Source organism: Rhodosalinus sp. (genome assembly GCF_041685465.1).
In the GTDB taxonomy this organism is placed as follows: domain Bacteria; phylum Pseudomonadota; class Alphaproteobacteria; order Rhodobacterales; family Rhodobacteraceae; genus Rhodosalinus.
Map to the genome: position 1 here is coordinate 1 of NZ_JAWLFS010000021.1, position 20,463 is coordinate 20,463.

22 protein-coding genes are annotated in these 20,463 nt (G+C 72.0%); 10 read left to right on the forward strand and 12 right to left on the reverse strand.

The window, feature by feature from the left end:
* From ACESL7_RS02690 to ACESL7_RS02705, 4 genes are all read left to right on the forward strand, one after another.
* Nucleotides 1-384 (forward strand): class I tRNA ligase family protein (locus tag ACESL7_RS02690; protein ID WP_372891195.1); only part of this gene is annotated, 384 nt, incomplete at its 5' end.
* Entirely contained in the window at nt 371-877 is a 507-nt protein-coding gene (gene lptE, locus ACESL7_RS02695) for an LPS assembly lipoprotein LptE (RefSeq protein WP_372891197.1), read from the forward strand. The genes ACESL7_RS02690 and lptE, both read left to right, overlap by 14 nt.
* Nucleotides 874-1,902, forward strand: a complete 1,029-nt coding sequence (gene holA, locus ACESL7_RS02700) for a DNA polymerase III subunit delta (RefSeq protein WP_372891199.1) — start codon at nt 874-876, stop codon at nt 1,900-1,902. The genes lptE and holA overlap by 4 nt, the downstream gene beginning before the upstream one ends.
* A gap of 59 nt (nt 1,903-1,961) precedes the next feature.
* A complete protein-coding gene (locus ACESL7_RS02705; protein ID WP_372891201.1) occupies nt 1,962-2,558 on the forward strand; it encodes a glutathione S-transferase family protein in 597 nt (198 codons plus the stop codon).
* Nucleotides 2,559-2,642: 84 nt separating this feature from the next.
* Here ACESL7_RS02705 and ACESL7_RS02710 read toward each other — a convergent pair whose 3' ends face one another.
* Nucleotides 2,643-3,815: a thiolase family protein gene (locus tag ACESL7_RS02710; RefSeq protein WP_372891203.1), complete on the reverse strand. Its 1,173-nt coding sequence runs from the start codon at nt 3,813-3,815 to the stop codon at nt 2,643-2,645.
* A gap of 93 nt (nt 3,816-3,908) precedes the next feature.
* Between ACESL7_RS02710 and ACESL7_RS02715 the strand changes: the two genes are divergently transcribed.
* The 3 genes from ACESL7_RS02715 to ACESL7_RS02725 all read left to right on the forward strand — a co-directional run bounded on the left by ACESL7_RS02715 (nt 3,909) and on the right by ACESL7_RS02725 (nt 6,525).
* Nucleotides 3,909-4,244 (forward strand): STAS domain-containing protein, encoded by a 336-nt coding sequence (locus tag ACESL7_RS02715; RefSeq protein ID WP_372891205.1) that lies wholly within the window; start codon nt 3,909-3,911, stop codon nt 4,242-4,244.
* 34 nt (nt 4,245-4,278) lie between these two features.
* Complete coding sequence (locus tag ACESL7_RS02720) at nt 4,279-4,767, forward strand: ATP-binding protein (protein ID WP_372891207.1); 489 nt, start codon at nt 4,279-4,281, stop codon at nt 4,765-4,767.
* A 183-nt stretch (nt 4,768-4,950) separates the two neighbouring features.
* The gene (locus ACESL7_RS02725; RefSeq protein WP_372891209.1) at nt 4,951-6,525 is read left to right on the forward strand and encodes a gamma-glutamyltransferase family protein; all 1,575 of its coding nucleotides are present in this window, start codon (nt 4,951-4,953) and stop codon (nt 6,523-6,525) included.
* A gap of 18 nt (nt 6,526-6,543) precedes the next feature.
* Here ACESL7_RS02725 and hspQ read toward each other — a convergent pair whose 3' ends face one another.
* A complete protein-coding gene (hspQ, locus tag ACESL7_RS02730) occupies nt 6,544-6,870 on the reverse strand; it encodes a heat shock protein HspQ (protein ID WP_115981175.1) in 327 nt (108 codons plus the stop codon).
* 204 nt (nt 6,871-7,074) lie between these two features.
* Here hspQ and ACESL7_RS02735 point away from each other — a divergent pair, with 204 nt between their 5' ends.
* Entirely contained in the window at nt 7,075-7,650 is a 576-nt protein-coding gene (locus ACESL7_RS02735; RefSeq protein ID WP_372891211.1) for a transglycosylase SLT domain-containing protein, read from the forward strand.
* Between the two features lie 2 nt (nt 7,651-7,652).
* Here the strand turns inward: ACESL7_RS02735 and ACESL7_RS02740 are convergent, their stop codons facing one another.
* The 4 genes from ACESL7_RS02740 to ACESL7_RS02755 form a co-directional block, all read right to left on the reverse strand.
* On the reverse strand, nt 7,653-8,252 hold the full coding sequence (locus ACESL7_RS02740) for a LolA family protein (protein ID WP_372891213.1): 600 nt from the start codon (nt 8,250-8,252) through the stop codon (nt 7,653-7,655).
* A 77-nt stretch (nt 8,253-8,329) separates the two neighbouring features.
* Nucleotides 8,330-11,188 carry a DNA translocase FtsK gene (locus ACESL7_RS02745; RefSeq protein WP_372891215.1) on the reverse strand — a complete coding sequence of 953 codons (2,859 nt, stop codon included), beginning with the start codon at nt 11,186-11,188 and terminating at the stop codon, nt 8,330-8,332.
* A 20-nt stretch (nt 11,189-11,208) separates the two neighbouring features.
* Nucleotides 11,209-12,387, reverse strand: a complete 1,179-nt coding sequence (locus tag ACESL7_RS02750; RefSeq protein ID WP_372891217.1) for an aminotransferase class I/II-fold pyridoxal phosphate-dependent enzyme — start codon at nt 12,385-12,387, stop codon at nt 11,209-11,211.
* Between the two features lie 129 nt (nt 12,388-12,516).
* Nucleotides 12,517-13,845: an amidase gene (locus ACESL7_RS02755; RefSeq protein ID WP_372891219.1), complete on the reverse strand. Its 1,329-nt coding sequence runs from the start codon at nt 13,843-13,845 to the stop codon at nt 12,517-12,519.
* A gap of 82 nt (nt 13,846-13,927) precedes the next feature.
* Here ACESL7_RS02755 and ACESL7_RS02760 point away from each other — a divergent pair, with 82 nt between their 5' ends.
* Nucleotides 13,928-15,145, forward strand: coding sequence for an FAD-dependent monooxygenase (locus tag ACESL7_RS02760; RefSeq protein WP_372891221.1), 1,218 nt, complete (start codon nt 13,928-13,930; stop codon nt 15,143-15,145).
* Between the two features lie 110 nt (nt 15,146-15,255).
* On the opposite strand, the gene ACESL7_RS02765 is transcribed toward ACESL7_RS02760, so the two are convergent.
* The 6 genes from ACESL7_RS02765 to ACESL7_RS02790 all read right to left on the reverse strand — a co-directional run bounded on the left by ACESL7_RS02765 (nt 15,256) and on the right by ACESL7_RS02790 (nt 19,739).
* Nucleotides 15,256-15,411, reverse strand: coding sequence for a Trm112 family protein (locus tag ACESL7_RS02765; protein ID WP_372891232.1), 156 nt, complete (start codon nt 15,409-15,411; stop codon nt 15,256-15,258).
* Nucleotides 15,412-15,452: 41 nt separating this feature from the next.
* A complete protein-coding gene (locus tag ACESL7_RS02770) occupies nt 15,453-16,106 on the reverse strand; it encodes an LON peptidase substrate-binding domain-containing protein (protein ID WP_372891223.1) in 654 nt (217 codons plus the stop codon).
* Nucleotides 16,107-16,132: 26 nt separating this feature from the next.
* Nucleotides 16,133-17,056 carry a thioredoxin gene (trxA, locus tag ACESL7_RS02775; protein WP_372891234.1) on the reverse strand — a complete coding sequence of 308 codons (924 nt, stop codon included), beginning with the start codon at nt 17,054-17,056 and terminating at the stop codon, nt 16,133-16,135.
* Nucleotides 17,057-17,273: 217 nt separating this feature from the next.
* Nucleotides 17,274-17,906, reverse strand: coding sequence for a maleylacetoacetate isomerase (gene maiA, locus ACESL7_RS02780; RefSeq protein WP_372891225.1), 633 nt, complete (start codon nt 17,904-17,906; stop codon nt 17,274-17,276).
* A 7-nt stretch (nt 17,907-17,913) separates the two neighbouring features.
* A complete protein-coding gene (locus ACESL7_RS02785; RefSeq protein ID WP_372891227.1) occupies nt 17,914-18,120 on the reverse strand; it encodes a DUF2783 domain-containing protein in 207 nt (68 codons plus the stop codon).
* A 5-nt stretch (nt 18,121-18,125) separates the two neighbouring features.
* On the reverse strand, nt 18,126-19,739 hold the full coding sequence (locus tag ACESL7_RS02790) for an FAD-dependent oxidoreductase (RefSeq protein ID WP_372891228.1): 1,614 nt from the start codon (nt 19,737-19,739) through the stop codon (nt 18,126-18,128).
* Between the two features lie 90 nt (nt 19,740-19,829).
* Between ACESL7_RS02790 and ACESL7_RS02795 the strand changes: the two genes are divergently transcribed.
* Nucleotides 19,830-20,384: an HdeD family acid-resistance protein gene (locus tag ACESL7_RS02795; RefSeq protein ID WP_372891230.1), complete on the forward strand. Its 555-nt coding sequence runs from the start codon at nt 19,830-19,832 to the stop codon at nt 20,382-20,384.
* Nucleotides 20,385-20,463: the final 79 nt, after the last annotated feature.

The following is a 20,463-nucleotide window of genomic DNA, read 5'->3' on the forward strand; positions in this document are numbered from 1 at the left end:
CTCTACGCCTTCACCAACACGCTGGCCAAGTCGCAGGCGGGCGGCTCGGCCAAGCGGCAGGCGGCCGCCGCCCTCGCGCAGCTCATGTCGCCGATGACGCCGCATCTGTCCGAAGAACTGTGGTCCCTGTTGGGGCGCGACGGCATGATCCTCGACGCGCCCTGGCCCGTCGCGGACGCGGCGATGCTGGTGGAGGAGGAGATCACGCTGCCCGTCCAGATCAACGGCAAGCGCCGGGGCGAGATCACCGTGCCGCGCGATCTCGGCAAGGCGGAGGTCGAGAAGGCCGCGCTCGAAAGCGAGCCGGTGGCGCGCGCCCTCGACGGCGGGGCGCCGAAGAAGGTGATCGTCGTGCCGGGCCGGATCGTGAATGTGGTGCTCTGACCGCCGCCGTCTGCTCGCCCTCTCCGCCGCGGCGCTCGCCGCCGGCTGCGGCTTCGCGCCGGTCTACGGCCCGGAGGGCGCGGGCCGCGCGTTGCAGGGGCGGGTCGCGATGCCGACACCGGAGACGCGCACGGACTACCATTTCACCCGCCGGCTGGAAGAGCGGCTCGGCCGCGCCGATGCGCCCCGTTACCGGCTGGAAGCGCCGCTCACCGTCACCCGCGAGGGTCTCGGCGCGACGGCCGACGGGCGGACCAGTCGCTATCAACTGCTCGGCCGCGCCCACTGGCGGCTTCTGCGGGCCGATGCCGCAGAGGAGGCCGCACCGCTCGCGGAAGGGCGGGTGACCGGTTTCACAGGCTATTCCGCGAGCGGCTCCACACTCGCCACCCGCGCGGCCCGGCGCGACGCCGAGGAGCGGCTCGCGAGCCTCCTTGCCGACCGGCTGGTGGAGCGGCTGATCCTCGCCGCGCCGGAGGATCGCGGGACATGAAGCTCGCCGCGCGGGAGGTCGCGCGCTACTGCGCCGCACCGGACCCGCAGGCGGCGGGCCTCCTGATCTACGGGGCGGACCCGATGCGCGTCGCCCACCGCCGGCAGCAGGCCGTCGCCGCGCTGATCGGGCCGGAGGGCGAGGGCGAGATGCGGCTGACGCGGATGGCCGGGGCGGACCTGCGCCGCGATCCGGCCGCGCTCATGGACGCGATCAAGGCGCAGGGCTTCTTCCCCGGCGCGCGCGTCGCGCTGGTGGAGGACGCGGGCGACGGGCAGGTGGAGGCGATCGCCGCCGCGCTGGAGGCCTGGCGCCCGGGCGACGCGCAGATCGTCGTCACCGCGGGGCAGCTCAAGCCCGCCTCGAAGCTCCGCAAGCTCTTCGAGGGCCACGGAAGCGCGCGCGCCGCCGCGATCTACGACGACCCGCCGGGGCGCGAGGAGATCCAGGCGGAACTCGCGCGCGCCGGGCTCTCCGGTGCCTCGGGCGAGGCGCTCGACGCGCTCTTCGCGCTGGGCCGCACGCTCGAGCCCGGCGATTTCCGCCAGACGCTGGAGAAACTCGCGCTCTACAAGCTCGACGACCCCGCGCCGCTTTCGGCGGGGGAGGTGGCGCTGCTCGCCCCCGCCTCCACCGAGGCCGAGGCCGACGCGGTGATCGAGGCCGCCGCAGAGGCCCGCGAGGGCGAGATCGGCCCGCTCATCCAGCGCCTCGCCGCGCAGGGCGTGACGCCCGTGCGCCTGTCCATCGCCGGCGGGCGGCACTTCCGCGCGCTCTACCGCGCGGCCTCGGACCCGGAAGGGCCCGGCAAGGGGATCGCCCGGCTGCGCCCGCCGGTCTGGGGGCCGCGGCGTGACCGGATGGAGCGGCAGGCCCGCGCCTGGGGCGCGGAGCGGCTGCAGGCCGCGCTCGAGGTGCTGGCCGAGACCGACCGCACGCTGCGCTCGGCCAACCAGACCGCGCCGCAGATGGCGGTGATGGAGCGCACGCTCCTGCGCCTGTCGCGGCTGCGCGGCCGGCGCTGAGGCTCTGGACATTCGCGCGCCGCGCGGCTTGCATCGCGCAGGACAGGGGAGGAGATGCCATGTATACCGTGATCGGCGACCTGAAGACCCGCGCCTTCCGCGTGGTCTGGATGCTCGAGGAACTGGGGCAGCCCTACACGCACCGCCCGGCCGCGCCGGGATCGGAGGCGGCGCGCGCCGTGAACCCCTCCGGCAAGGTGCCGGTGCTGAGGGTGGATGAGGCCGCGCTTACCGATTCGACGGCGATCCTGACCTATCTCGCCGACCGGCACGGCGCGCTCACCCACCCCGCCGGCACGCGGGAGCGCGCGCGCCAGGACGCGATGACCTTCCGGATCCTCGACGAGATCGAGACGCCGCTCTGGACGGCCGCGAAGCACAGCTTCGTGCTGCCGGAGGACAAGCGCGTCCCGGCGGTCAAGGACAGCCTGAAGTGGGAATATGCGAAGGCCCTCGCGCGGCTGATGGACGATCTGCCCGGCGCCCACCTCGCCGGGCCGGCGCCCACCGTGCCGGACCTCCTGCTCGCCCATTGCGGCGGTTGGGCGAAGGCGGCCGGCTTCCCCGCGGACGAGCCGCGCTTCGCCGAGTACCTCCGGCGGATGCGCGCGCGCCCGGCCTTCCGCGCGGTCGCCGAGCGGCTGAAGGCCGCCTGACCGGCGGAGAAAATTCTTCGTACGAAGAATTTTCGGCCCCGCGCCCGCGGCCCCGGCGATTTTTCGTACGAAAAATCGCCCCGCTCACAGCCGCTCGATCGCGATGGCCGTGCCCTCGCCGCCGCCGATGCAGATCGCGGCGACGCCGCGCTTGAGCCCCCGCGTCTCGAGCGCGTTCAGGAGCGTCACCATGATCCGCGCGCCCGAGGCGCCGATCGGGTGGCCGAGCGCGCAGGCGCCCCCGTTCACGTTCACGATGTCCCGCGGCAGCCCCATCTCGCGCATGAAGGCCATCGGGACGACCGCGAAGGCCTCGTTGACCTCCCATAGGTCCACGTCGCCCACGCTCCAGCCGATGCGCTCCAGGAGGGTCCGCGCGGCGGGCACGGGCGCGGTTGTGAACCATCCGGGCGCCTGCGCGTGGCTCGCGTGGCCCAGGAGGCGCGCGCGCGGTGTCATGCCGGCGCTCTCTGCGTGGCCGCGTTCGGCCAGCACCAGCGCCGCCGCCCCGTCGGAGATCGAGGAGGCGTTCGCCGCCGTCACCGTGCCGCCCTCGCGGAAGGCGGGCCTGAGCTCCGGGATCTTGTCGGGCCGCGCCTGCGCGGGCTGCTCGTCGGCCTCGACCACCGTCGCGCCCTTGCGGGACCTGAGCGTGACCGGCGCGATCTCGCGCGCGAAGGCGCCGCTGTCCTGCGCCGCGAGCGCCCCTTCGAGGGAGCCGATGGCATAGGCGTCCTGCGCGTCGCGCGTGAACTGGTAGTGCTCGGCGCAATCCTCGGCGAAGGTGCCCATGAGGCGGCCCTTGTCGTAGGCATCCTCCAGCCCGTCGAGGAACATGTGATCGACCGCCTGCTGATGCCCGATCCGGGCGCCGCCGCGCATCGACGGCAGCAGGTAGGGCGCACGGCTCATGCTTTCCATGCCGCCCGCCGCGATCACCCGCGCCTGACCGAGCGCGATCTGGTCGTGGGCGACCATCGCCGCCTTCATGCCCGAACCGCACATCTTGTTGAGCGTGGTCGCCGGCACCTCCTCGCCGAGGCCGGCGGCGAATCCCGCCTGCCGGGCGGGCGCCTGGCCCTGCCCGGCGGGCAGGACGCAGCCCATCACCACCTCGTCGACCGCCGGGCGCCCGGCCTCCTCGAGCGCGGCGGTGAGCGCGACGCCGCCCAGTTCCGCCGCCGGCGCGCCCGAGAGAGCCCCCTGCAGTCCGCCCATCGGCGTGCGGGCCGCGCCCGCGATTACGACCTCTGCCATCGCGATCCCTCCTCTTCCATGCTCCGGCATACCGGATGGTAAGGATTGCGGTCCAGTCTCCGCCCCTGCGTGACTTGAAGAGGGAGCCGCCCCATGAATCTCGAGAGCCGCGACAGCGGCGCGACGCGGGTCGTCGCCGTGCGCGAGGAGCGGATCGACGCCGCGGTGGCGATCCGGTTCAAGGACCTGATGCGCGAGCAGAGCGGCGATGCGCCGCCCCGGATCGTGCTCGATCTCGGCGACGTGGGGTTCATCGATTCCAGCGGGCTCGGCGCCATCGTCGCCGCGATGAAGCAGATGGACGGTCGCAGGCTCGAACTCGCCGCGGTGACGCCGGCGGTGGACAAGGTGTTCCGCCTGACGCGGATCGACCGCATCTTCACGATCCACCCGAGTGTCGAGGCCGCGCTCGCCGCCCCGGCGGGGTGACCGGACGGCCCGCGTCCTCCGGAGGCCCGCCGCCATGCCGCGCCCCCGCTGTGAGCCCCTCTTCGCCCTCTCCTGCTGCGGTCGCCAGTCGGAGATCCGCCCGGCGCTTTCGAAACTGCGCGCGGCGCTCGCGACCGCCGCGCCGGGCCGTTGCGCCGAGGCGCTCGATTCGGTCGAGATCGCGGTCGCCGAAGTTCTCAACAACATCGTCGAACATGCGGGGCCGTCCGATCGCCTGGGCGCCATCCGGGTCGCGGCCTGCGCGGGACGGCGTGTGCTGATCGTGCGCGTGAGTGACGATGGCCGGCCGATGCCCGGCGGGCGTCTGCCGGTTCGCGGGGCGCCCGATCTCGCCGTGCCGCGCGCCGAACTGCCCGAGGGCGGCTTCGGCTGGGCGATCGTGCACGAGCTGACCGCCGGACTCGGCTACCGCCGTGCCGGGGGTCGCAACGAGCTCACGCTGCGCTTCGCCTGCGGCGATGACCGTCCCGAAGGGCGCGATGCCTTGAAAAGGCCCGATTGAGTCCCCGAGCGAGCCAGAATGACCCGCGATACACGTACCTGTAGCTGCATAGGCTTCCCTCGGTGCCGCGTCGTCAATAGCCCCCACCCAGTGCGCGGCACCGAGGTCTTTCCCTCTTCCGGCCAAGGATTGCGTCCGGACGCGCGGCCGCCTAGCACGGAGGCAGGCCGAGAGGAGGAGCAGATGCGCGATTTCCAGACCCCGGGGCGTTCGCCCGTCTTCGCCAGCGAGGGCATCTGCGCGACCTCCCACCCGCGCGCGGCGCTCGCTGCGGTGGATATCCTGCGTCGTGGCGGCAACGCGATGGACGCGGCGATCGCGGGCGGCGTCATGCTCGGCCTGTGCGAGCCGCACATGACCGGGATCGGCGGCGACGCCTTCGCGCTCTGGACCCGGCCCTGCGAGGACGAGGTGCGCGCGCTCAACGGCTCGGGCCGCGCCCCCGAGGGGGCGGATGCGCAGGCGCTGCGCGACCGGGGGCTCGACGCCGTGCCGCTGGACGGGGCGGAGGCGGTGACCGTGCCGGGCGCGGTCGCGGCCTTCGACCATCTCGCCGCGACGGAGGGGCGGCTCGGCCTCGGTGCGCTGCTCGCCCCCGCGATCGAGGCGGCCGAACAGGGCGTGCCGGTCGCGCCGCGCGTGGCCTTCGACTGGGCAACGGGGGCCGCGCGGCTCTCAGGTGCGGCGCAGGATCACTTTCTCTTCGGGGGCGAGGCGCCCGCGCCGGGCACGCTCTTCCGAGCGCCGGGACAGGCCGAGGTGCTGCGCCGCATCGCGCGGGACGGCGCGCGCGCCTTCTACGAGGGCGAGGTCGCCGAGGACATGCTCGCCATCCTCGCCGCGCGGGGCGGGGTGCATGCGGCGGAGGATTTCGCGGCCGCAGCGCCGACGCACGCAGAGCCGATTTCCGGGACCTATCGCGGTCGCGAGCTCGTCGAGCATCCGCCGAACGGGCAGGGCGCCGCCGCGATCCTGCTGGCGCAGATCCTCGCGGAGTTCGATCTCGCGTCGCTCGACCCCTTCGGACCCGAGCGCGCGCATCTGGAGGCCGAGGCCTGGAAGCTCGCCGAGGACGCGCGCAACCGCTTCGTCGGCGATCCCGACAGGGCCGCGGCCGGGCGGCTGACCGATCCGGAGACCGCGCGCCGCCTCGCCGGGCTGATCCGGCCCGACGCGGTGTTGCCCGATCCCGCGCCGCTGACCGAGGAGATTCATCGCGACACGGTCTACATCACCGTCGTGGACCGGGACCGCATGGCGGTTTCTCTGATCGTGTCGATCTTTCACGGCTTCGGGTCGGGCATCGCGTCCGAGCGGTTCGGCATCCTCCTGCACAACCGCGGCGCGGGGTTCACGCTCGCCGGGGGGCATCCGAACGAATACGGCGGCGGCCGGCGGCCGATGCACACGATCATTCCGGCCATGCTGCGCGAGGGCGGCCGCGTCACCATGCCGTTCGGCGTCATGGGCGGCGGATATCAGCCGACGGGCCACGCGCGCTTTCTGTCGAACATCGCGGACTACGGGATGGACCCGCAGACGGCGCTCGACGCACCGCGCGCCTTCGCCGACGGCGGTGCGCTTCAGCTCGAGCGCGGGTATCCGGAGGCGACGCGTCGCGCTCTCGCCGACCTCGGGCACCGGGTCGTCACGCCGGACCAGCCGCTCGGCGGCGGTCAGGCGATCCGCATCCACGAGAGCGGCGTTCTGGAGGGCGCGTCGGACCCGCGCAAGGATGGCTGCGCGCTGGGCTACTGAGGCCCGCGCGCCGCCGCTTCAGTTCAGTTGCACGTCGAGGGGGTAATGCCCGTCCTCGAAGGGGCCGAAGAATTCCGGGATATCGGGGTGATCGACCGGCTCGCCCGAGTAGTCCGCGACGAGGTTCTGCTCCGAGACATAGGCGATATAGAAGCTCTGATCGTTCTCGGCGAGCAGGTGATAGAACGGCTGCTCCTTGGCCGGGCGGCTGTCCTCCGGGATGGCCTGATACCATTCCTCGGTGTTGTTGAATTCGGGATCGACGTCGAAGACGACGCCCCGGAAAGGGTGCCGCTTGTGACGCACCACCTGGCCCAGGCCGTATTTTGCACGTGTCATGCGCATGTCCTTAATCCTTGAGGTCTTCTAGCGCCGCGGGCGGCGGTTTGTCCATGCGTGCGGCTGCCGCGCGCAGGAAACAGTCTGTGACGGGCGACCCGACGGTCGGACCGGCGGTTGCGGCAAAACATGAATTCCCTCTCGGGCCGGGATCGGCTATCCTTGGGCTCAGCCGGCGATACGATCGGTCTTCGACAAGGCACGAGGCAGATGAGCAGACTCCTGATCGCGCTCCTTGCGGTGCTGGTCGTCGGGTCGTGTGGCGGCAGCTACTCGGCGCCGCGCAACCTCGACGACGCCTGCGCCCTGACCCGCGAGCGTCCGCATTATTACCGCGCCTTCCGCGACGCCGAACGGCGCTGGGGTGTGCCGGTGCATGTGCAGATGGCCACGATGCACCAGGAAAGCCGTTTCATCGGCGATGCGCGCACTCCTTACCGCTACGTGCTCGGCGTTCTTCCGATGGGCCGGCAGAGCTCGGCCTATGGCTACAGCCAGGCCCTCGACGGCACCTGGGAGGATTACAAGCGCGCCACCGGCAAACGGCGCGCCCGGCGCGACGACATCCGCGATGCGACGGATTTCATGGGCTGGTACATGACCCGTTCGCGCGAGCGCAACGGCATCCCGCTGTCGGACGCGCGCAACCAGTACCTCGCCTACCACGAGGGGCACGGCGGCTACGCGCGCGGCAGCTACAACGCGAAGTCGTGGCTCCTGCGCGTGGCCGATGGCGTGGACCGCCGCTCCCGGCGCTATCAGGCGCAGCTGGCGACCTGCCGCTGAGGTCAGCGCCGTTCGACCCGGTCGCTGTTGATCTGAATGTTGAACAGGCCGTCAGCCAGCCTGTCGCCGACCTGAATCTCTTCGAGCACAACGGTCGTGGAGCCGCCCTGTGCGTCGTTCACCTGCCACTGGCGGAGCGTGACCGGCGGGCCGGTGAAGACCAGCTCCAGGCTGCCGTAATCCGGGTTTTCCGGGTCCTGGGCGGTGACCACCGTCGCCTCCCCCGAGGTCGTGTGGTCGGTCACCATGCGCTCGCGGGTGAGGTCCACGTCGGCGGCGAGGATGATCTTGAGCGGCGTGCGGTCGATGGGATAGGTCTCCGGACCCGCATCGCCCTTGTCGTCGAAGATCGCCACCGCGCCCCCCGAGGCAAGCACGAGGGTTTCCTCCGGCGGATCGTATTCGAAGCGCATCTTGCCCGGCCGCGAGATGTAGAGGGTGCCCGTCTGCTCGGTGCCGTCCCCGTTGATCTGCGTGAAGGTGCCGGTCACCGTGTCGAGACCGTTCAGGTAGTCCGAGATCGCGCCCAGCGACAGCTTCTCGGCTGCTGCCGGGCCAGCGGCGAAGAGCGCGAGCGCCCCCGCCATCAGAATCCGAGTCATGTTCATGCCGGCAATGTAGGCGCTCGCCGCCTCCGCTGCATCCTCCCGCCGCTCACTTTCCCGAGACGCCCGCGGCGTCACTGCGGCTCCGGCAGGAGGATCTCGCGCTTGCCGACGTGGTTGGCCGGGGTCACGACGCCCTGATCCTCCATCTGTTCCACGAGGCGCGCGGCCTTGTTGTAGCCGATGCCGAGCTTGCGCTGGATGTAGGAGGTGGAACACTTGCGGTCCTTCGCCACGATCGCCACCGCCTGATCGTAGAGCGCGTCCTCGCCGTCGGTGTTGCCGCCGAGGCCGAGCACCGCGTCGATGTCGCCGGACTTGTCGTCTTCCGGCCCCTCGACGACGCCCGAAACGTAATCCGGCGGGCCGAAGGCCTTGAGGTGATTGACGACCTCCTCCACCTCCTCGTCCGAGACGAAGGGGCCGTGCGCGCGGGTGACGCGCCCGCCGCCGGCCATGTAGAGCATGTCGCCCATCCCGAGGAGCTGCTCGGCGCCCATTTCGCCGAGGATGGTGCGGCTGTCGATCTTCGAGGTGACCTGGAAGCTGATCCGGGTGGGGAAGTTCGCCTTGATCGTGCCGGTGATGACGTCAACCGAGGGGCGCTGCGTCGCCATGATCAGGTGGATGCCGCTCGCGCGTGCCATCTGCGCGAGGCGCTGGATGCAGGCCTCGATCTCCTTGCCCGCGACCATCATCAGGTCGGCCATCTCGTCCACGATGACGACGATGTAGGGCATCTTCTCGGGGGCGAACTCCTCCGTCTCGAAGACGGGCTCGCCGGTCTCGTCGTCGAAGCCGGTCTGCACCGTGCGGCGGAACGTCTCGCCCCTGGCCTGCGCGTCCTCGACGCGGCTGTTGTAGCCGTCGATGTTGCGCACGCCCATCTTCGACATCTTGCGGTAGCGCTCCTCCATCTCGGCGACGACCCATTTGAGGGCGACGACGGCCTTCTTCGGGTCCGTGACCACGGGCGAGAGGAGATGCGGGATGCCGTCGTAGACGCTGAGTTCCAGCATCTTGGGGTCGATCATGATGAGGCGGCACTCGTCCGGCGTGAGCTTGTAGAGCAGCGACAGGATGAAGGTGTTGATCGCCACCGACTTGCCCGAGCCGGTCGTCCCCGCGATCAGCAGGTGCGGCATCTTGGCGAGGTTGGCCACGATCGATTCGCCGCCGATCGTCTTGCCGAGCGCGAGCGGCAGCTTCTGCGTCCCGTCGCCGAAGTCGCGGCTCGCCAGGAGTTCGCGCAGCAGCACCATCTCGCGCCGGTCGTTGGGCAGCTCGATCCCGATGACCGAGCGCCCCGGCACCGTCGAGACGCGCGCCGAAAGCGCCGACATCGACCGCGCGATATCGTCGGCAAGGTTGATGACTCGGCTCGCCTTCAGCCCCGGCGCGGGTTCGAGTTCGTACATGGTGACGACCGGGCCGGGGCGGACGCTGACGATGTCGCCCTTCACGCCGTAGTCCTCGAGCACGTTCTCGAGCATCCGCGCGTTCTCGGCGAGGGCTTCCTCGCTCGGGTAATGGCGCTCGATCAGCTCCGGATTGCGCAGCAGCGCGAGCGGCGGCAGCTCGAAGGTGCTTTCCTCGGCCTCTGCGAAGCGGAGCGCCGGTTGCGCCTCTTCCTTCGCGCGGCGCGACGGAGCGGGCGCCTTGCGCGGCGGCGTTTCGACCACGGGGCGCGGCGGCTCGGCGGCCGGGATGCGCGCGTGCACCACCGGCGCGCCCTCTGCATGGGGGGCAGGCGCCCCGGGGGCCGCCGCCGCCGCGGGTGCCGGAGCGGGATCGGCGGTGGCCGCGGCTGAAGCGGAGGCGGTCAGCGGCGGCTCGGCCGGGCGCGCGGCGTCGCCGCTCAGGGGCGGCTCCCGGCGGGCTGGCGCGGTGTCGAGCACGAGCGGATCCGGCCCGCGCCCGCGTCCCCGGGTCAGCGGCGCCTCGCGGACGACGGCCGGGATGCCCTCGCGGCGCGCCCGCGCGCGCACGGCGTCGGCGATACGCGCGCGGATACGGTCGTCGCCGGGCGCCTCCGTGTCGTCCTCGGGCGGCATCTGCTCGACGAGTTCGGGCTCGGGCAACGGCTCCGCCCGGCGCCCGATGGCGGCCACGCGCGGAAGGAAGCGCGGTGCGGGGCGGTGGGTCGTCTCCTCCCCTGTCTCCATGTCCGCCATGCGGCGGGCATCCCGCGCCGCCTCGGCTCTTGCGGCCCGCGCTTCGGCGCGGGTCTGCGCCTGCGTGGCGAGGCCCGTGCGCAGCCCCTGCGCGCCCGCGAGCGTCGCCTGCGCCCCGCGGGCAAGCGCGGCGACCAGTGCAGCGTAAACGACCACGATCCCGAGCACGATGAAACGCCCGATGCCGCGCAACTCGCGCCACGAGAAGCCGAGAACGAAGGCGCCCATCGCCACAAGCGCCCCTGCCATGCCGGCCGAGACGAGCCGCAGGCCAAGGCCGGGACCGATCGGCACGGTGGTCAGCATGGCCGCCACCGCCGTATCGCCGAAGAAACCGCCGAGCCCGAAGGGATGCGTCCAGCCCTGCCCGGGCACCAGCGTCGCCGCGTAAACCGAGAGCGCGGCGATCCAGATCGGCGCGAAGACGACACGGCCGGGCGCCCGGTCCGCCCCCCTGTGCAGGCAGAGGCGCAGGCCCCAGCCCGCGGCAACCGCGGCGATGCCCCAGGCGCCCATCCCGACGACGAGAATCAGCGGCGCCGCGATGGTCGCCCCCGTGCGGCCGAGCCAGTTGCGCACTTCGCCCTCGGTCGAGGCCATCCAGCTCGGGTCGTCGGGGTGGTAGGAGACCAGAAGCGCCGCCATCGCCGCGCCGAGCGCGATCAGCGCGAGCCCGACGAGCTCCTTGCCGCGCTTCTCCAGCGCATCCGCCGTCTCGCTGTCGAAGAGCGGGTCGCGCCCGCGCGCCTGATACGCCATGGTCTCCCCTATCGCCTGTGTCAGTCTTCGAGCACGTGGCGGATCGCCTCGAGCCCGCGCAGAACCTCGGCCTCCGGCGCGACGAGCGCCGCGCGCAGATAGGCCGCGCCGGGATTGCCGCCGGCCGCGTCCTGCGCGAGGTAGGCGCCGGGCAGCGCCCGCACCCCCGCCTCGCGCCAGAGCCGGAGCGCGGCGCGCTCGCCGTCGCCCGTCTCGAGCCAGAGGAAGAAGCCCGCCTCGGGCGCCGTGTAGCCCGGCAGGTCGCCGAGCACCTCGTCGGCGAGCGCGAACTTGCGGCGGTAGAGGCGGCGGTTCTCCTCCACGTGGTCGTCGTCGTCCCAGAGCCGGGCCGAGGCATGCTGGATCGGCAGCGGCAGCGGCGCGCCTGAATAGGACCGCAGCTGCTTGATCCGGGCGAGGCTTTCCGGCCCGCCGGCGACGAAGCCCGAGCGCAGCCCCGGCACGTTCGACCGCTTGGACAGCGAGTGAAAGACGACCACGCGCTCCGGGTCGGCCTGCTTCGCCGCGGCGATCTCCAGCGCGCCGGTGGGCGGCGTCTCGCGGTAGATCTCGGCGTAGCACTCGTCGGCGAGGATCTTGAAGTCGTGGGTTTCGGCGAGGTCCAGAAGCCTGTCCCAGTAGACCGCGTCGGCCACCGCGCCCTGCGGGTTGGCGGGCGAGCAGACGTAGACCGCCGCCGTCCGTGCGAGCAGCTCCTCGGGCAGCGCCGCGACATCGGGCAGGAACCCCGTCTCGCGCGTGGCGGGGACGAAGACCGCCTCCGCCCCGATGGAGCGCGCCGCGACCATGTAGACCTGGTAGAAGGGGTTGGGCATCAGCACCGCGGCGCGCTGTCCGGCCTTCTCGGACGGGAGGAGCGCCATCGCCGCGTTGTAGAGCCCCTCGCGCGTGCCGTTGAGCGCCATGATCTGCGCGTCCGGGTCGAGCGTCACGCCGTAGCGGCGCTCCAGGTAGCCCGCCGCCGCCTGCCGGAGCGCGGGTGTCCCCTCGTTCGGGGGGTAACGGCCGAAGCCCGCGGCCTCCGCGGCGATCGTGTCGGCCAGCCAGTCGGGAAAGGGATGCTGCGGCTCGCCGATGGCCATCTGAACCACCTCGCCGCCGGGCGGATGGTCGTCGAGAAGCGCCCGCAGACGCGGAAACGCATAGGCCGGAAGGGAGCCGAACCGCTCGGGATACATGCCTGCACTGCCTCAAGACCGGGGTCGTTCCGCCCCTTTGGATGTCAGGATACCGGTGCGGCGGCGCGGCGTCCAGAAAAAGACCGGAAGAGCACAGGCTTGTGGCGTGCGCGCCATAGCGCGCGGGCGTCAGGCGAGCGCCGCCTCCGCCGCCGCGCCGAGCCGGAGAAGCGCCGCCTCGCCCATCGGTCGGCCGAGAAACTGGATGCCGGCCGAGGGCACGCCCGTCGGCAGGGTGAGACCCGGCAGGCCCATCAGGTTGCCGATCCGCGTGTTGCGCAGCGTCAGCAGGTTCTCGGTCCGGTAATAGTCGCTCTCGGTCTTCAGCCGTTCCAGCTTCGGCGGGGCGATGGCGACCGTCGGGCAGATCACCGCGTCGAAGCCCGCCGTCGCCTCGGCCCAGGTGCGGCGCGCGGCCATCATGCGTTCCCAGGCCGCGAGGTAGTCCGCCGCGCGCGTCTCGGCCCCTCCGCGGAAGCGCGCGAGGATCTCGGGGAACATCGCGTCCGGGGTCGCCTCGATCACCTCGCGCCAGGCGGCGTAGGCCTCGGAGGTGTAGAGAAGGGCCGAATCGCCCATCGGCCCCGCAAGCGCGGGCACCTCGATCGGCACCACCTCCGCGCCCGCTGCTTCCAGCCGGGCGCGCGCGCGGGTGTAGCCCTCCTCGGGTTCATCGCGGAGGTCGTCGAAGGCGATGGTGCGGATCTCGGCGAGCCGCGCGCCGTCCAGTCGCGCGCCGCGCAGGTCGGGCGCGCGCGTCCCTTCTAGAGCCGCGAGAAGGAGCGCCGCGTCCTCCACCCGCCGCGCGAGCGGCCCCACCGTGTCGAAACGCGCGGCCAGCGGGACGACGCCATCGAGCGAAAGCCGCCCGGCGGTGGTCTTGAGCCCGACGAGGTCGTTCCACGCCGCCGGCACCCGCACCGATCCCCCCGTGTCCGAGCCGATCGCCGCGGGGGCGAGGCCGAAGGCCACGCTCGCCGCCGCGCCGGAGGAGGAGCCGCCCGAGACGGCCTCGCCGTCGTTCACGCAGGGCGGCGTCGCGGTGACGGGATTGTAGCCGAGGCCCGAGAAGGCGAGTTCGGAGAGATGCGTCTTGCCGAGACAGACGAGGCCGAGCGCCGTGGCGCTGCGCAGCACGGCCGCGTCGCGCGTCGGCACCCGCCCCTTCAGCAGCGCGCTTCCCGCCTCCGTCGCCGTGCCGGCGGTGTCGAAGAGGTCCTTCCAGCTGACCGGCACGCCGTCGAGCGGCCCGCGCCGCTGCCCGCGCTTCGCGCGCTCGGCGGCCGCCTGCGCCTCGGCGCGGGCGCGTTCGGGCGTGAGGCGGGCATAGATCCGGTCGCGCAGCGGATGCGCCGAGGCCGCGTCGAGGCAGGTCTCCGCCAGGGCGAGCGGGTCGACCTCGCCGGCCGCGATCCCCCGCCCGAGTTCCGCCGCGCCACGGCTGAGAAGGTCCGTCATGTCGCTCTCCCTCCGACCGCGGCGGACGGTAGCGGCACCGCGGCGCATGGACAATCCCGCCCGGCCGCGCATATTTCCCCGCATGAGCACCGACACCGACATCCTGATCGCCGGCGGCGGCCTGACCGGCACGGCCCTCGCCCTCGCGCTGGCGCGCGCGGGGCGGCACGTCACGCTGATCGACCCCGCCCCCGTCGCCACGCGCGCGGCGGAAGGCTTCGACGGCCGATCCTACGCGCTGGCGCTCGCCTCGGTGCGGATGCTGCGCGCGCTGGGCCTCGGCCAGACGATCGAGGCGCATGGCCAGCCCATGCTCGAGATCAAGGTCAGCGACGGGCGTGCCGGGGAGGGGCCGTCGCCCCTCTGGCTGGAGTTTCACCACGCCGAGATCGAGGAAGGCCCGATGGGGCACATGGTCGAGGATCGTTACCTGCGCCGCGCGCTCCTGCAGGCGGTGGCCGCCGAGCCGCGCATCGACCACCGCGCCGGCGAGGCGGTGACCGATCACGCCGCGGGGCCGGGGTCGATCGCCGTGACGCTGAGCTCGGGCGCGCAGGTGTCGGGCCGGATTCTCGCCGCCTGCGACGGGGTGCGGAGCCCGGCCGCGCGGCGCGCGGGCATCCGGCGCACCGGCTGGCGCTACGGGCAGACGGCGCTCGTCTGCGCGCTCGCCCACGAGAAACCCCACCACGGCGTCGCGCATCAGTTCTTCATGCCCGAGGGCCCGCTCGCCATCCTGCCCTTGCCGGGCGATCGCTCCTCCATCGTCTGGACGGAGCGTGACGGGCGGGCCGGGGCGATCGAGGCGCTCGACGACGCGGGGTATCTCGCCGCGCTGCGCCCGCGTTTCGGCGATTTCCTCGGCGAGATTTCCCTCGCCGGGACGCGCTACACCTACCCGCTGGAACTGAGCCTCGCGCAGAGCTTCACCTCCGACCGCCTCGCGCTCGTCGGCGATGCCGCGCACCGGGTCCATCCCATCGCGGGGCAGGGGCTCAACGCCGGGCTGCGCGACGTCGCGGCGCTCGCCGAGGTGGTCGATGCTGCCGCCATGCGCGGCGAGGATATCGGCGCGGCCGACGTGCTCGACCGTTACGCGCGCTGGCGGCGGTTCGACACCGCGGCCCTCGCCGCGGCGACGGACGGGGTCAACCGGCTCTTTTCGAACGACAATCCGCTTCTGCGGCTCGGTCGTGACCTCGGGCTCGGAGCGGTGGCGCATCTGCCGCGGCTCCGGCGCGGCTTCATCCGCGAGGCGGCGGGGCTGACCGGCGCGCTGCCGGAGCTGATGCGGGGCTGAGCCGCGCGGCTCCGTCGGCGCGCCAAAAGGGGGCGAGCGGCGGCCCGACCGTCCCGTGCCCAACGCTTTTCGGAATCGCCACGGCCGGCGCCCGGCAGGCCGACGCCCGCTCAGTCGTCGAGGCGCCGCGCCTCGTCCCGCAGCATCACCGGGATGCCATCCCGGATGGGATAGGCGAGCCCGGCGGCGCGCGAGATCAGCTCCTGCCGCGCGGCGTCGTAGGAGAGGGTCGTCTGCGTTTCGGGGCAGACCAGCGCCTCCAGCATCCGGCGATCGAAGCCGTGCGCCGCCTGTGCCGGGTCCGCGGTCACTGCAACGCGCCCCCCGCGCCGCGCTCGTCGCCGCCGCGCAGCGCGAACTCGATGAGGGTGACCAGCGTCTCGCGCCGGGTGGAAAGGCTCGGCGCCTCGAGCAGCGCCTGCTTGTCCTCCGGCTCGAAATCGAGAAGCATCGAGAGCGAATTGACGAGCAACTCGTCCTCCGCCTGCTTGAGCGAATCCCAATCGGTCGAGAGGTTGCGCGTCTCGAAATAGCGCCCGAGCAGGCCCAGGAACCGTTCCCGGTCGAATCCGGGATCGGTGTCGGTGCTCGCAAGATCCTGTTCGAACCCCTGCCACGACACCTTGGCGCGGCGATAGGGGGTGAACCCCTGCACCTCCTCGAGCACGCGGAACCGCGAGATGCCCGTGAGCGTGACCATGTAGCGCCCGTCCTCCGTCTCGGAGAACTGCGTCAGCCGCCCGGCACAGCCGATGCGCTGCAGGTCGGCCGAGTCGCTGCCCGGGCGCGGGTTCGGCTGCACCATGCCGATCAGCCGCTCGCTGGTCTTCATGCAGTCTTCCAGCATGGCCAGGTAGCGGGGTTCGAAAATGTGCAACGGCAAGCGCGCCCGGGGCAGGAGAAGGGCCCCGGTGAGCGGAAAGACCGGGAGTGTCTCCGGCAGATCGGCGATCTTGAGCATGACGATGAGCTAGCCCGGTGCGCCCCTCAGGCAAATATCATGGAGCTGAGTCTCCGACGTCCGTTCAGCACCACCGGATCGTTCGGTTTGAGCGCCTCGAAAATGGTGAAAAGCTGCTGCTTGGCGGCGCCGTCGTTCCAGTCGCGGTCGCGCCGGAAAAGCTCCAGAAGCTCGTCCACCGCGGCCTCCGTCTCGCCCTTGGCGTAGAGCGCCTGCGCGAGGTCGTAGCGCGCCTGATGGTCGTCCGGGTCGGCCTCCACCTTCGCGCGCAGATCGGCCTCCGGGCCGACCTCCTGCGCTTGGCGGGCGAGCGCGATCTGTGCCGCCGCCGCCTCCAGCTCGTGTGACTTGGAAATCTCGGCGGGCGCGCCGTTGAGGATCGCCTCGGCCTGGTCGAGATCGCCGAGCGCGACATGGGCGCGCACGAGCCCGCCATAGGCGGCGGCGTTGTGCTCGTCCTCGCCGAGGATGGCCGCGAAGGTCTGCGCCGCGTCGGTCGCCGCGCCCTCGGCGAGCATCGCCTCGGCGGCCTCCACCGCCTCGTCCAGCCCGCCGCTTTCGCCGGCCTCGCCGCCGGCGGCCTGCACGACGCGGTCGATGAACTCCTTGAGCTGCGAGGCGGGGAGCGCGCCCTGGAAGCCGTCGACCGGCTGACCCTTCCAGAAGGCATAGACGGTCGGGATCGACTGGATGCGCAGCTGCTGCGCGATCATCTGGTTCTCGTCGACGTTGACCTTGACCATCTTCACCGCGCCGCGGGCGGCGGTGACGGCCGATTCGAGCGCCGGGCCGAGCTGCTTGCAGGGACCGCACCAGGGCGCCCAGAAATCGACGATGACCGGCACCTCCTGCGAGGCGTCGACCACGTCCTGCATGAAGCTGGCCTCGGACGTCTCCTTGATCAGGTCGCCGGCCGGCGCCGCCTGTTTGTCTCCGCCCAGTTCGATCATCGGTGTCACCTCGGTTTCCGTCTGCCTGACCCGCTATATGGCCTCGCGCCGCGCGCGTTCCAAGGGAGCCGCCCCTCCCCGCGCCCCTGCCGCATCCGCGCGCCTGCCGCAAGGGCGCAGGCCCGGGGGCGCGTGCGGCGGGCGGGGCGATTTTTCGGACGAAAAATCGCCGTCGCGGACAGGTCGGGCAGGAGATTTTTCGTACGAAAAATCTTCGTCACGGGGCGTTGCGGTCCGGATGTGCGGCGATGAAGGCCGGATGCGCCTCCAGCGCCGCCTTCACGGTGCGGATGCGCGGGCAGTCGGTGTAGTCCGCGCCCCACCGCTCGGCGTTGTAGACCTGGGGCATCAGGCAGACGTCCGCCAGCGTCACGCTGCGCCCGGTGCAATAGGGGGCCTGATGCCAGCGCGCGAGCAGTTTCTCGACGGCTGCAAGGCCGGGGCCGATGAAGCGCTGCATCCAGCCCTGCCGCGTCGCCGGGTCCCCGGTGAGCTCCGTGGCGTAGGCCGCGACCGAGAGGTTGCAGACCGGGTGGATGTCCACCGCGATGGCCTGCGCGGCCGCCTCGACGAAGCAGCGCTCCGCCGGGTCCCCGGGCAGGAGCCCGAGGCCGCGCGTGCGGTCGAGATAGGCGAGGATCGCCAGGGACTGCGTGAAACGGTGGCCGTCGATCTCGAGCACCGGGACCAGCCCTTGCGGGTTCCGGGCAAGGTGGTCCGGGCTGCGTTGCTCCTGCCGCGTGAGGTCCACCGGCACCTGCCGATAGTCGATCCCGGCGAGGTTGAGCGCGATGCGCAGCCGGTAGCTCGCCGAGCTGCGGTAGTAGTCGTAGAGAACCGCCTCGGTCATCGCGCGGTCATTCCTGCTCTGCGCCGGGGCGCCGCGCGGCCGCGAGCGCCGCGCGCAGAACCCCGCGGTCGCCCAGGTGGTTCGCGAGGATCAGGATCAGCCGGGCGTTGAGCGCGTCGCTTTCGGCCTTGGTCAGCCCCTCGTGCGCGGCGAGAAGGTCGGCGTAGAAATCGTCCGGCCCGTCGATGTTGGGCGCAAGCGTCAGCTCGGTCATGGTGGTCATTCCCTTGCGGTGGCGCGGCGGATCGCGGCACGGATCCGGCCCGCGTCGAAGGCGGGCCAGCGGCCCGCGACATGCTGATCCGGGCGGATGAGGTAGACGGCCGCCTCGGCCGCTCCGAGGTAACGCTCGCTGAGCGCACCCGTGGGGTCGTCCGCGGCCGAGAGCGCGATGCGCCCGGCTTCGATGCCCTCCTCGGTCAACTGTTCGGGCGCCTCGGCGTCGATCGTCAGCAGCGTGAAGCCGCCGCCCAGACGGTCCAGCACGAAGCCGTTGCCCGCCGGCGCGTCGGGGCAGGGGGCGCCGGGGCGCGTGCGCGCCGGCCCGCCGGGCAGCGCGTCCTCGGCGTTGAGGGGCGAGCCGTCGTAGACGGAGGGCAGCGACAGCCGGCCGGAGTTCACCAGCGGCCGGGCGAAGGCATAGGGTTCCGAAAGGTCGAGCACCGCGTCGCGGAAGATGCGGCTGATCTCCGACTTGGGCGTGATGAAGTCCGTCGAGCGGGTGGAGTTCAGGATGTTCTCGTCGGCCGCCGCGATGCGCTCGGCGTCGTAGCTGTCGAGCAGGTCTTCGGGCGCGCGCCCCTCGATCACCAGCCCGAGTTTCCAGGCGAGGTTGTCGGCGTCCTGAATCCCGCTGTTGGCGCCGCGCGCGCCGAAGGGGCTCACCTGGTGCGCGGAGTCGCCCGCGAAGATCACGCGGTTGTGCCGGAACCGGTCCATCCGCCGGCACTGGAAGGTGTAGATCGAGACCCATTCCAGCTCGAAGGCGACCTCGTCGCCGAGCATCTCGCGCAGGCGGGGGATCACCTTCTCGGGCTTTTTCTCCTCCTCCTTGTCGATGTCCCAGCCGAGTTGCAGGTCGATCCGCCACACGCCGTCGGGCTGCTTGTGCAGGAGCGCGGACTGCCCCGGATTGAAGGGCGGGTCGAACCAGAACCAGCGTTCGGTCGGGAAGTCCGCGTCCATCACCACGTCGGCGATGAGGAAGTTGTCCTCGAACACGCGCCCGACGAAATCGAGGCCCATCATCGCGCGGATCGGGCTGCCGGCCCCGTCGCAGGCGATGAGCCACTCGGTCTCGACGGTGTAGGGGCCCTCGGGCGTGTCGATCGTGAGACGCACCCGGTCGCCGCGGTCGTCCACCTCCCGCACCCTGTTGCCGCCGCGCAGCTCGATCTCGGCGCCCTGCGCCTGCAGTTCGCGGACGCGGGCGACGAGGTGATCCTCGAAGTAGTACTGCTGCAGGTTGATGAAGGCCGGCCGCCGGTGGCCCTCCTCGGGCAGCAGGTTGAACTCGTAGACCTTGCGATCGCGGAAGAAGACCTTGCCGAGGTTCCAGACCACGCCCTTGTCCACCATCGGCTGCCCGCAGCCGAGCCGGTCGAGGATCTCGAGCTGGCGCTTGGCGAAACAGATCGCGCGCGAGCCGAAGCTCACCTTGTCGTTGTCGTCGAGCACGACGACCGGCACGCCCTGCTCGGCGAGGTCGATCGCGGCGGCGAGGCCGACCGGCCCGGCCCCCACGATCATCACCCTGTGGCGCACCGGCACGCCAGCGTCCTGATCCGCCGTGCGGGCGTAGGGATAGAGCGGCATCTCGAAGATCTTGTTCATTGCGAAACCTCCGGGCGGGGCGGGAGTTGGAAGGATGAGATAACCCGTGATGCGTGCAGGCGGCGAGACCGCCCGTGGAAAGGAGCCGAGATGACCACGACAGATTTCACCCGCGAGACCGGGGCGATGGACTGGCGCTGGCTCGCCGTCTTCGGCGCGATCATGCTGATCGGCGGCCTTCTGGCGCTCGCCAATCCCTTCGCGGCCTCGATCACCGCCGAGATCCTCGCCGGCGCGGCCTTCGTCGCCGGCGGCGCGGTGCAGCTCTGGATCGCCGCGACCGGGACCGCGGGGGCCGACAGCGCGACGCGCTGGCTCTCGGGGCTTCTGGGCGTGCTGTTCCTTGTCCTCGGCATCGTGCTGCTCGCCAATCCGCTGGCCGGGCTTCTGACGCTGACCATCGCCGTCGGCGCGCTCTTCGCCGGCATGGGGGTGGCGCGGATCGCGCTGGCGGTCCGGTGGCGGCCGGCGCGCGGCTGGGGCTGGATGGCCGCCTCGGGCGTGCTGTCGCTCATTCTCGCGGCGATCATCCTGTTCACGCTGCCGGGGTCTGCGCTCGGCATCCTCGGCATCCTGCTCGGCGTCGATCTGACGGTGTCCGGCGCGGTGTCCCTCGCGCTCGCCTGGCGCGCGCGGCAGGGCTGACGCCGGGCGCTCACCGCCGGCGCTCCTTCAGCAGGGCGCGGGCCGACCAGATGGCCGTGCCCCCGAAGAAGGCGCCGCC

What these genes read in the sequence shown, in the direction of transcription:
- ACESL7_RS02755 (WP_372891219.1), bottom strand. Translation starts at nt 13,845, where the DNA reads ATGACGGACCTTCTCAGCCGTGGCGCGGCGGAACTCGGGCGGGGGATC.
- ACESL7_RS02710 (WP_372891203.1), bottom strand. Translation starts at nt 3,815, where the DNA reads ATGGCAGAGGTCGTAATCGCGGGCGCGGCCCGCACGCCGATGGGCGGA.
- ACESL7_RS02765 (WP_372891232.1), bottom strand. Translation starts at nt 15,411, where the DNA reads ATGCTGGAGGCGCTGGTCTGCCCCGAAACGCAGACGACCCTCTCCTAC.
- ACESL7_RS02740 (WP_372891213.1), bottom strand. Translation starts at nt 8,252, where the DNA reads ATGACTCGGATTCTGATGGCGGGGGCGCTCGCGCTCTTCGCCGCTGGC.
- hspQ (WP_115981175.1), bottom strand. Translation starts at nt 6,870, where the DNA reads ATGCGCATGACACGTGCAAAATACGGCCTGGGCCAGGTGGTGCGTCAC.
- maiA (WP_372891225.1), bottom strand. Translation starts at nt 17,906, where the DNA reads ATGACCGAGGCGGTTCTCTACGACTACTACCGCAGCTCGGCGAGCTAC.
- ACESL7_RS02785 (WP_372891227.1), bottom strand. Translation starts at nt 18,120, where the DNA reads ATGACCGAGCTGACGCTTGCGCCCAACATCGACGGGCCGGACGATTTC.
- ACESL7_RS02790 (WP_372891228.1), bottom strand. Translation starts at nt 19,739, where the DNA reads ATGAACAAGATCTTCGAGATGCCGCTCTATCCCTACGCCCGCACGGCG.
- ACESL7_RS02750 (WP_372891217.1), bottom strand. Translation starts at nt 12,387, where the DNA reads ATGTATCCCGAGCGGTTCGGCTCCCTTCCGGCCTATGCGTTTCCGCGT.
- ACESL7_RS02795 (WP_372891230.1), top strand. Translation starts at nt 19,830, where the DNA reads ATGACCACGACAGATTTCACCCGCGAGACCGGGGCGATGGACTGGCGC.
- lptE (WP_372891197.1), top strand. Translation starts at nt 371, where the DNA reads ATGTGGTGCTCTGACCGCCGCCGTCTGCTCGCCCTCTCCGCCGCGGCG.
- ACESL7_RS02715 (WP_372891205.1), top strand. Translation starts at nt 3,909, where the DNA reads ATGAATCTCGAGAGCCGCGACAGCGGCGCGACGCGGGTCGTCGCCGTG.
- ACESL7_RS02720 (WP_372891207.1), top strand. Translation starts at nt 4,279, where the DNA reads ATGCCGCGCCCCCGCTGTGAGCCCCTCTTCGCCCTCTCCTGCTGCGGT.
- ACESL7_RS02770 (WP_372891223.1), bottom strand. Translation starts at nt 16,106, where the DNA reads ATGCTCAAGATCGCCGATCTGCCGGAGACACTCCCGGTCTTTCCGCTC.
- ACESL7_RS02745 (WP_372891215.1), bottom strand. Translation starts at nt 11,188, where the DNA reads ATGGCGTATCAGGCGCGCGGGCGCGACCCGCTCTTCGACAGCGAGACG.
- trxA (WP_372891234.1), bottom strand. Translation starts at nt 17,056, where the DNA reads ATGATCGAACTGGGCGGAGACAAACAGGCGGCGCCGGCCGGCGACCTG.
- ACESL7_RS02735 (WP_372891211.1), top strand. Translation starts at nt 7,075, where the DNA reads ATGAGCAGACTCCTGATCGCGCTCCTTGCGGTGCTGGTCGTCGGGTCG.
- ACESL7_RS02705 (WP_372891201.1), top strand. Translation starts at nt 1,962, where the DNA reads ATGTATACCGTGATCGGCGACCTGAAGACCCGCGCCTTCCGCGTGGTC.
- ACESL7_RS02760 (WP_372891221.1), top strand. Translation starts at nt 13,928, where the DNA reads ATGAGCACCGACACCGACATCCTGATCGCCGGCGGCGGCCTGACCGGC.
- ACESL7_RS02725 (WP_372891209.1), top strand. Translation starts at nt 4,951, where the DNA reads ATGCGCGATTTCCAGACCCCGGGGCGTTCGCCCGTCTTCGCCAGCGAG.
- holA (WP_372891199.1), top strand. Translation starts at nt 874, where the DNA reads ATGAAGCTCGCCGCGCGGGAGGTCGCGCGCTACTGCGCCGCACCGGAC.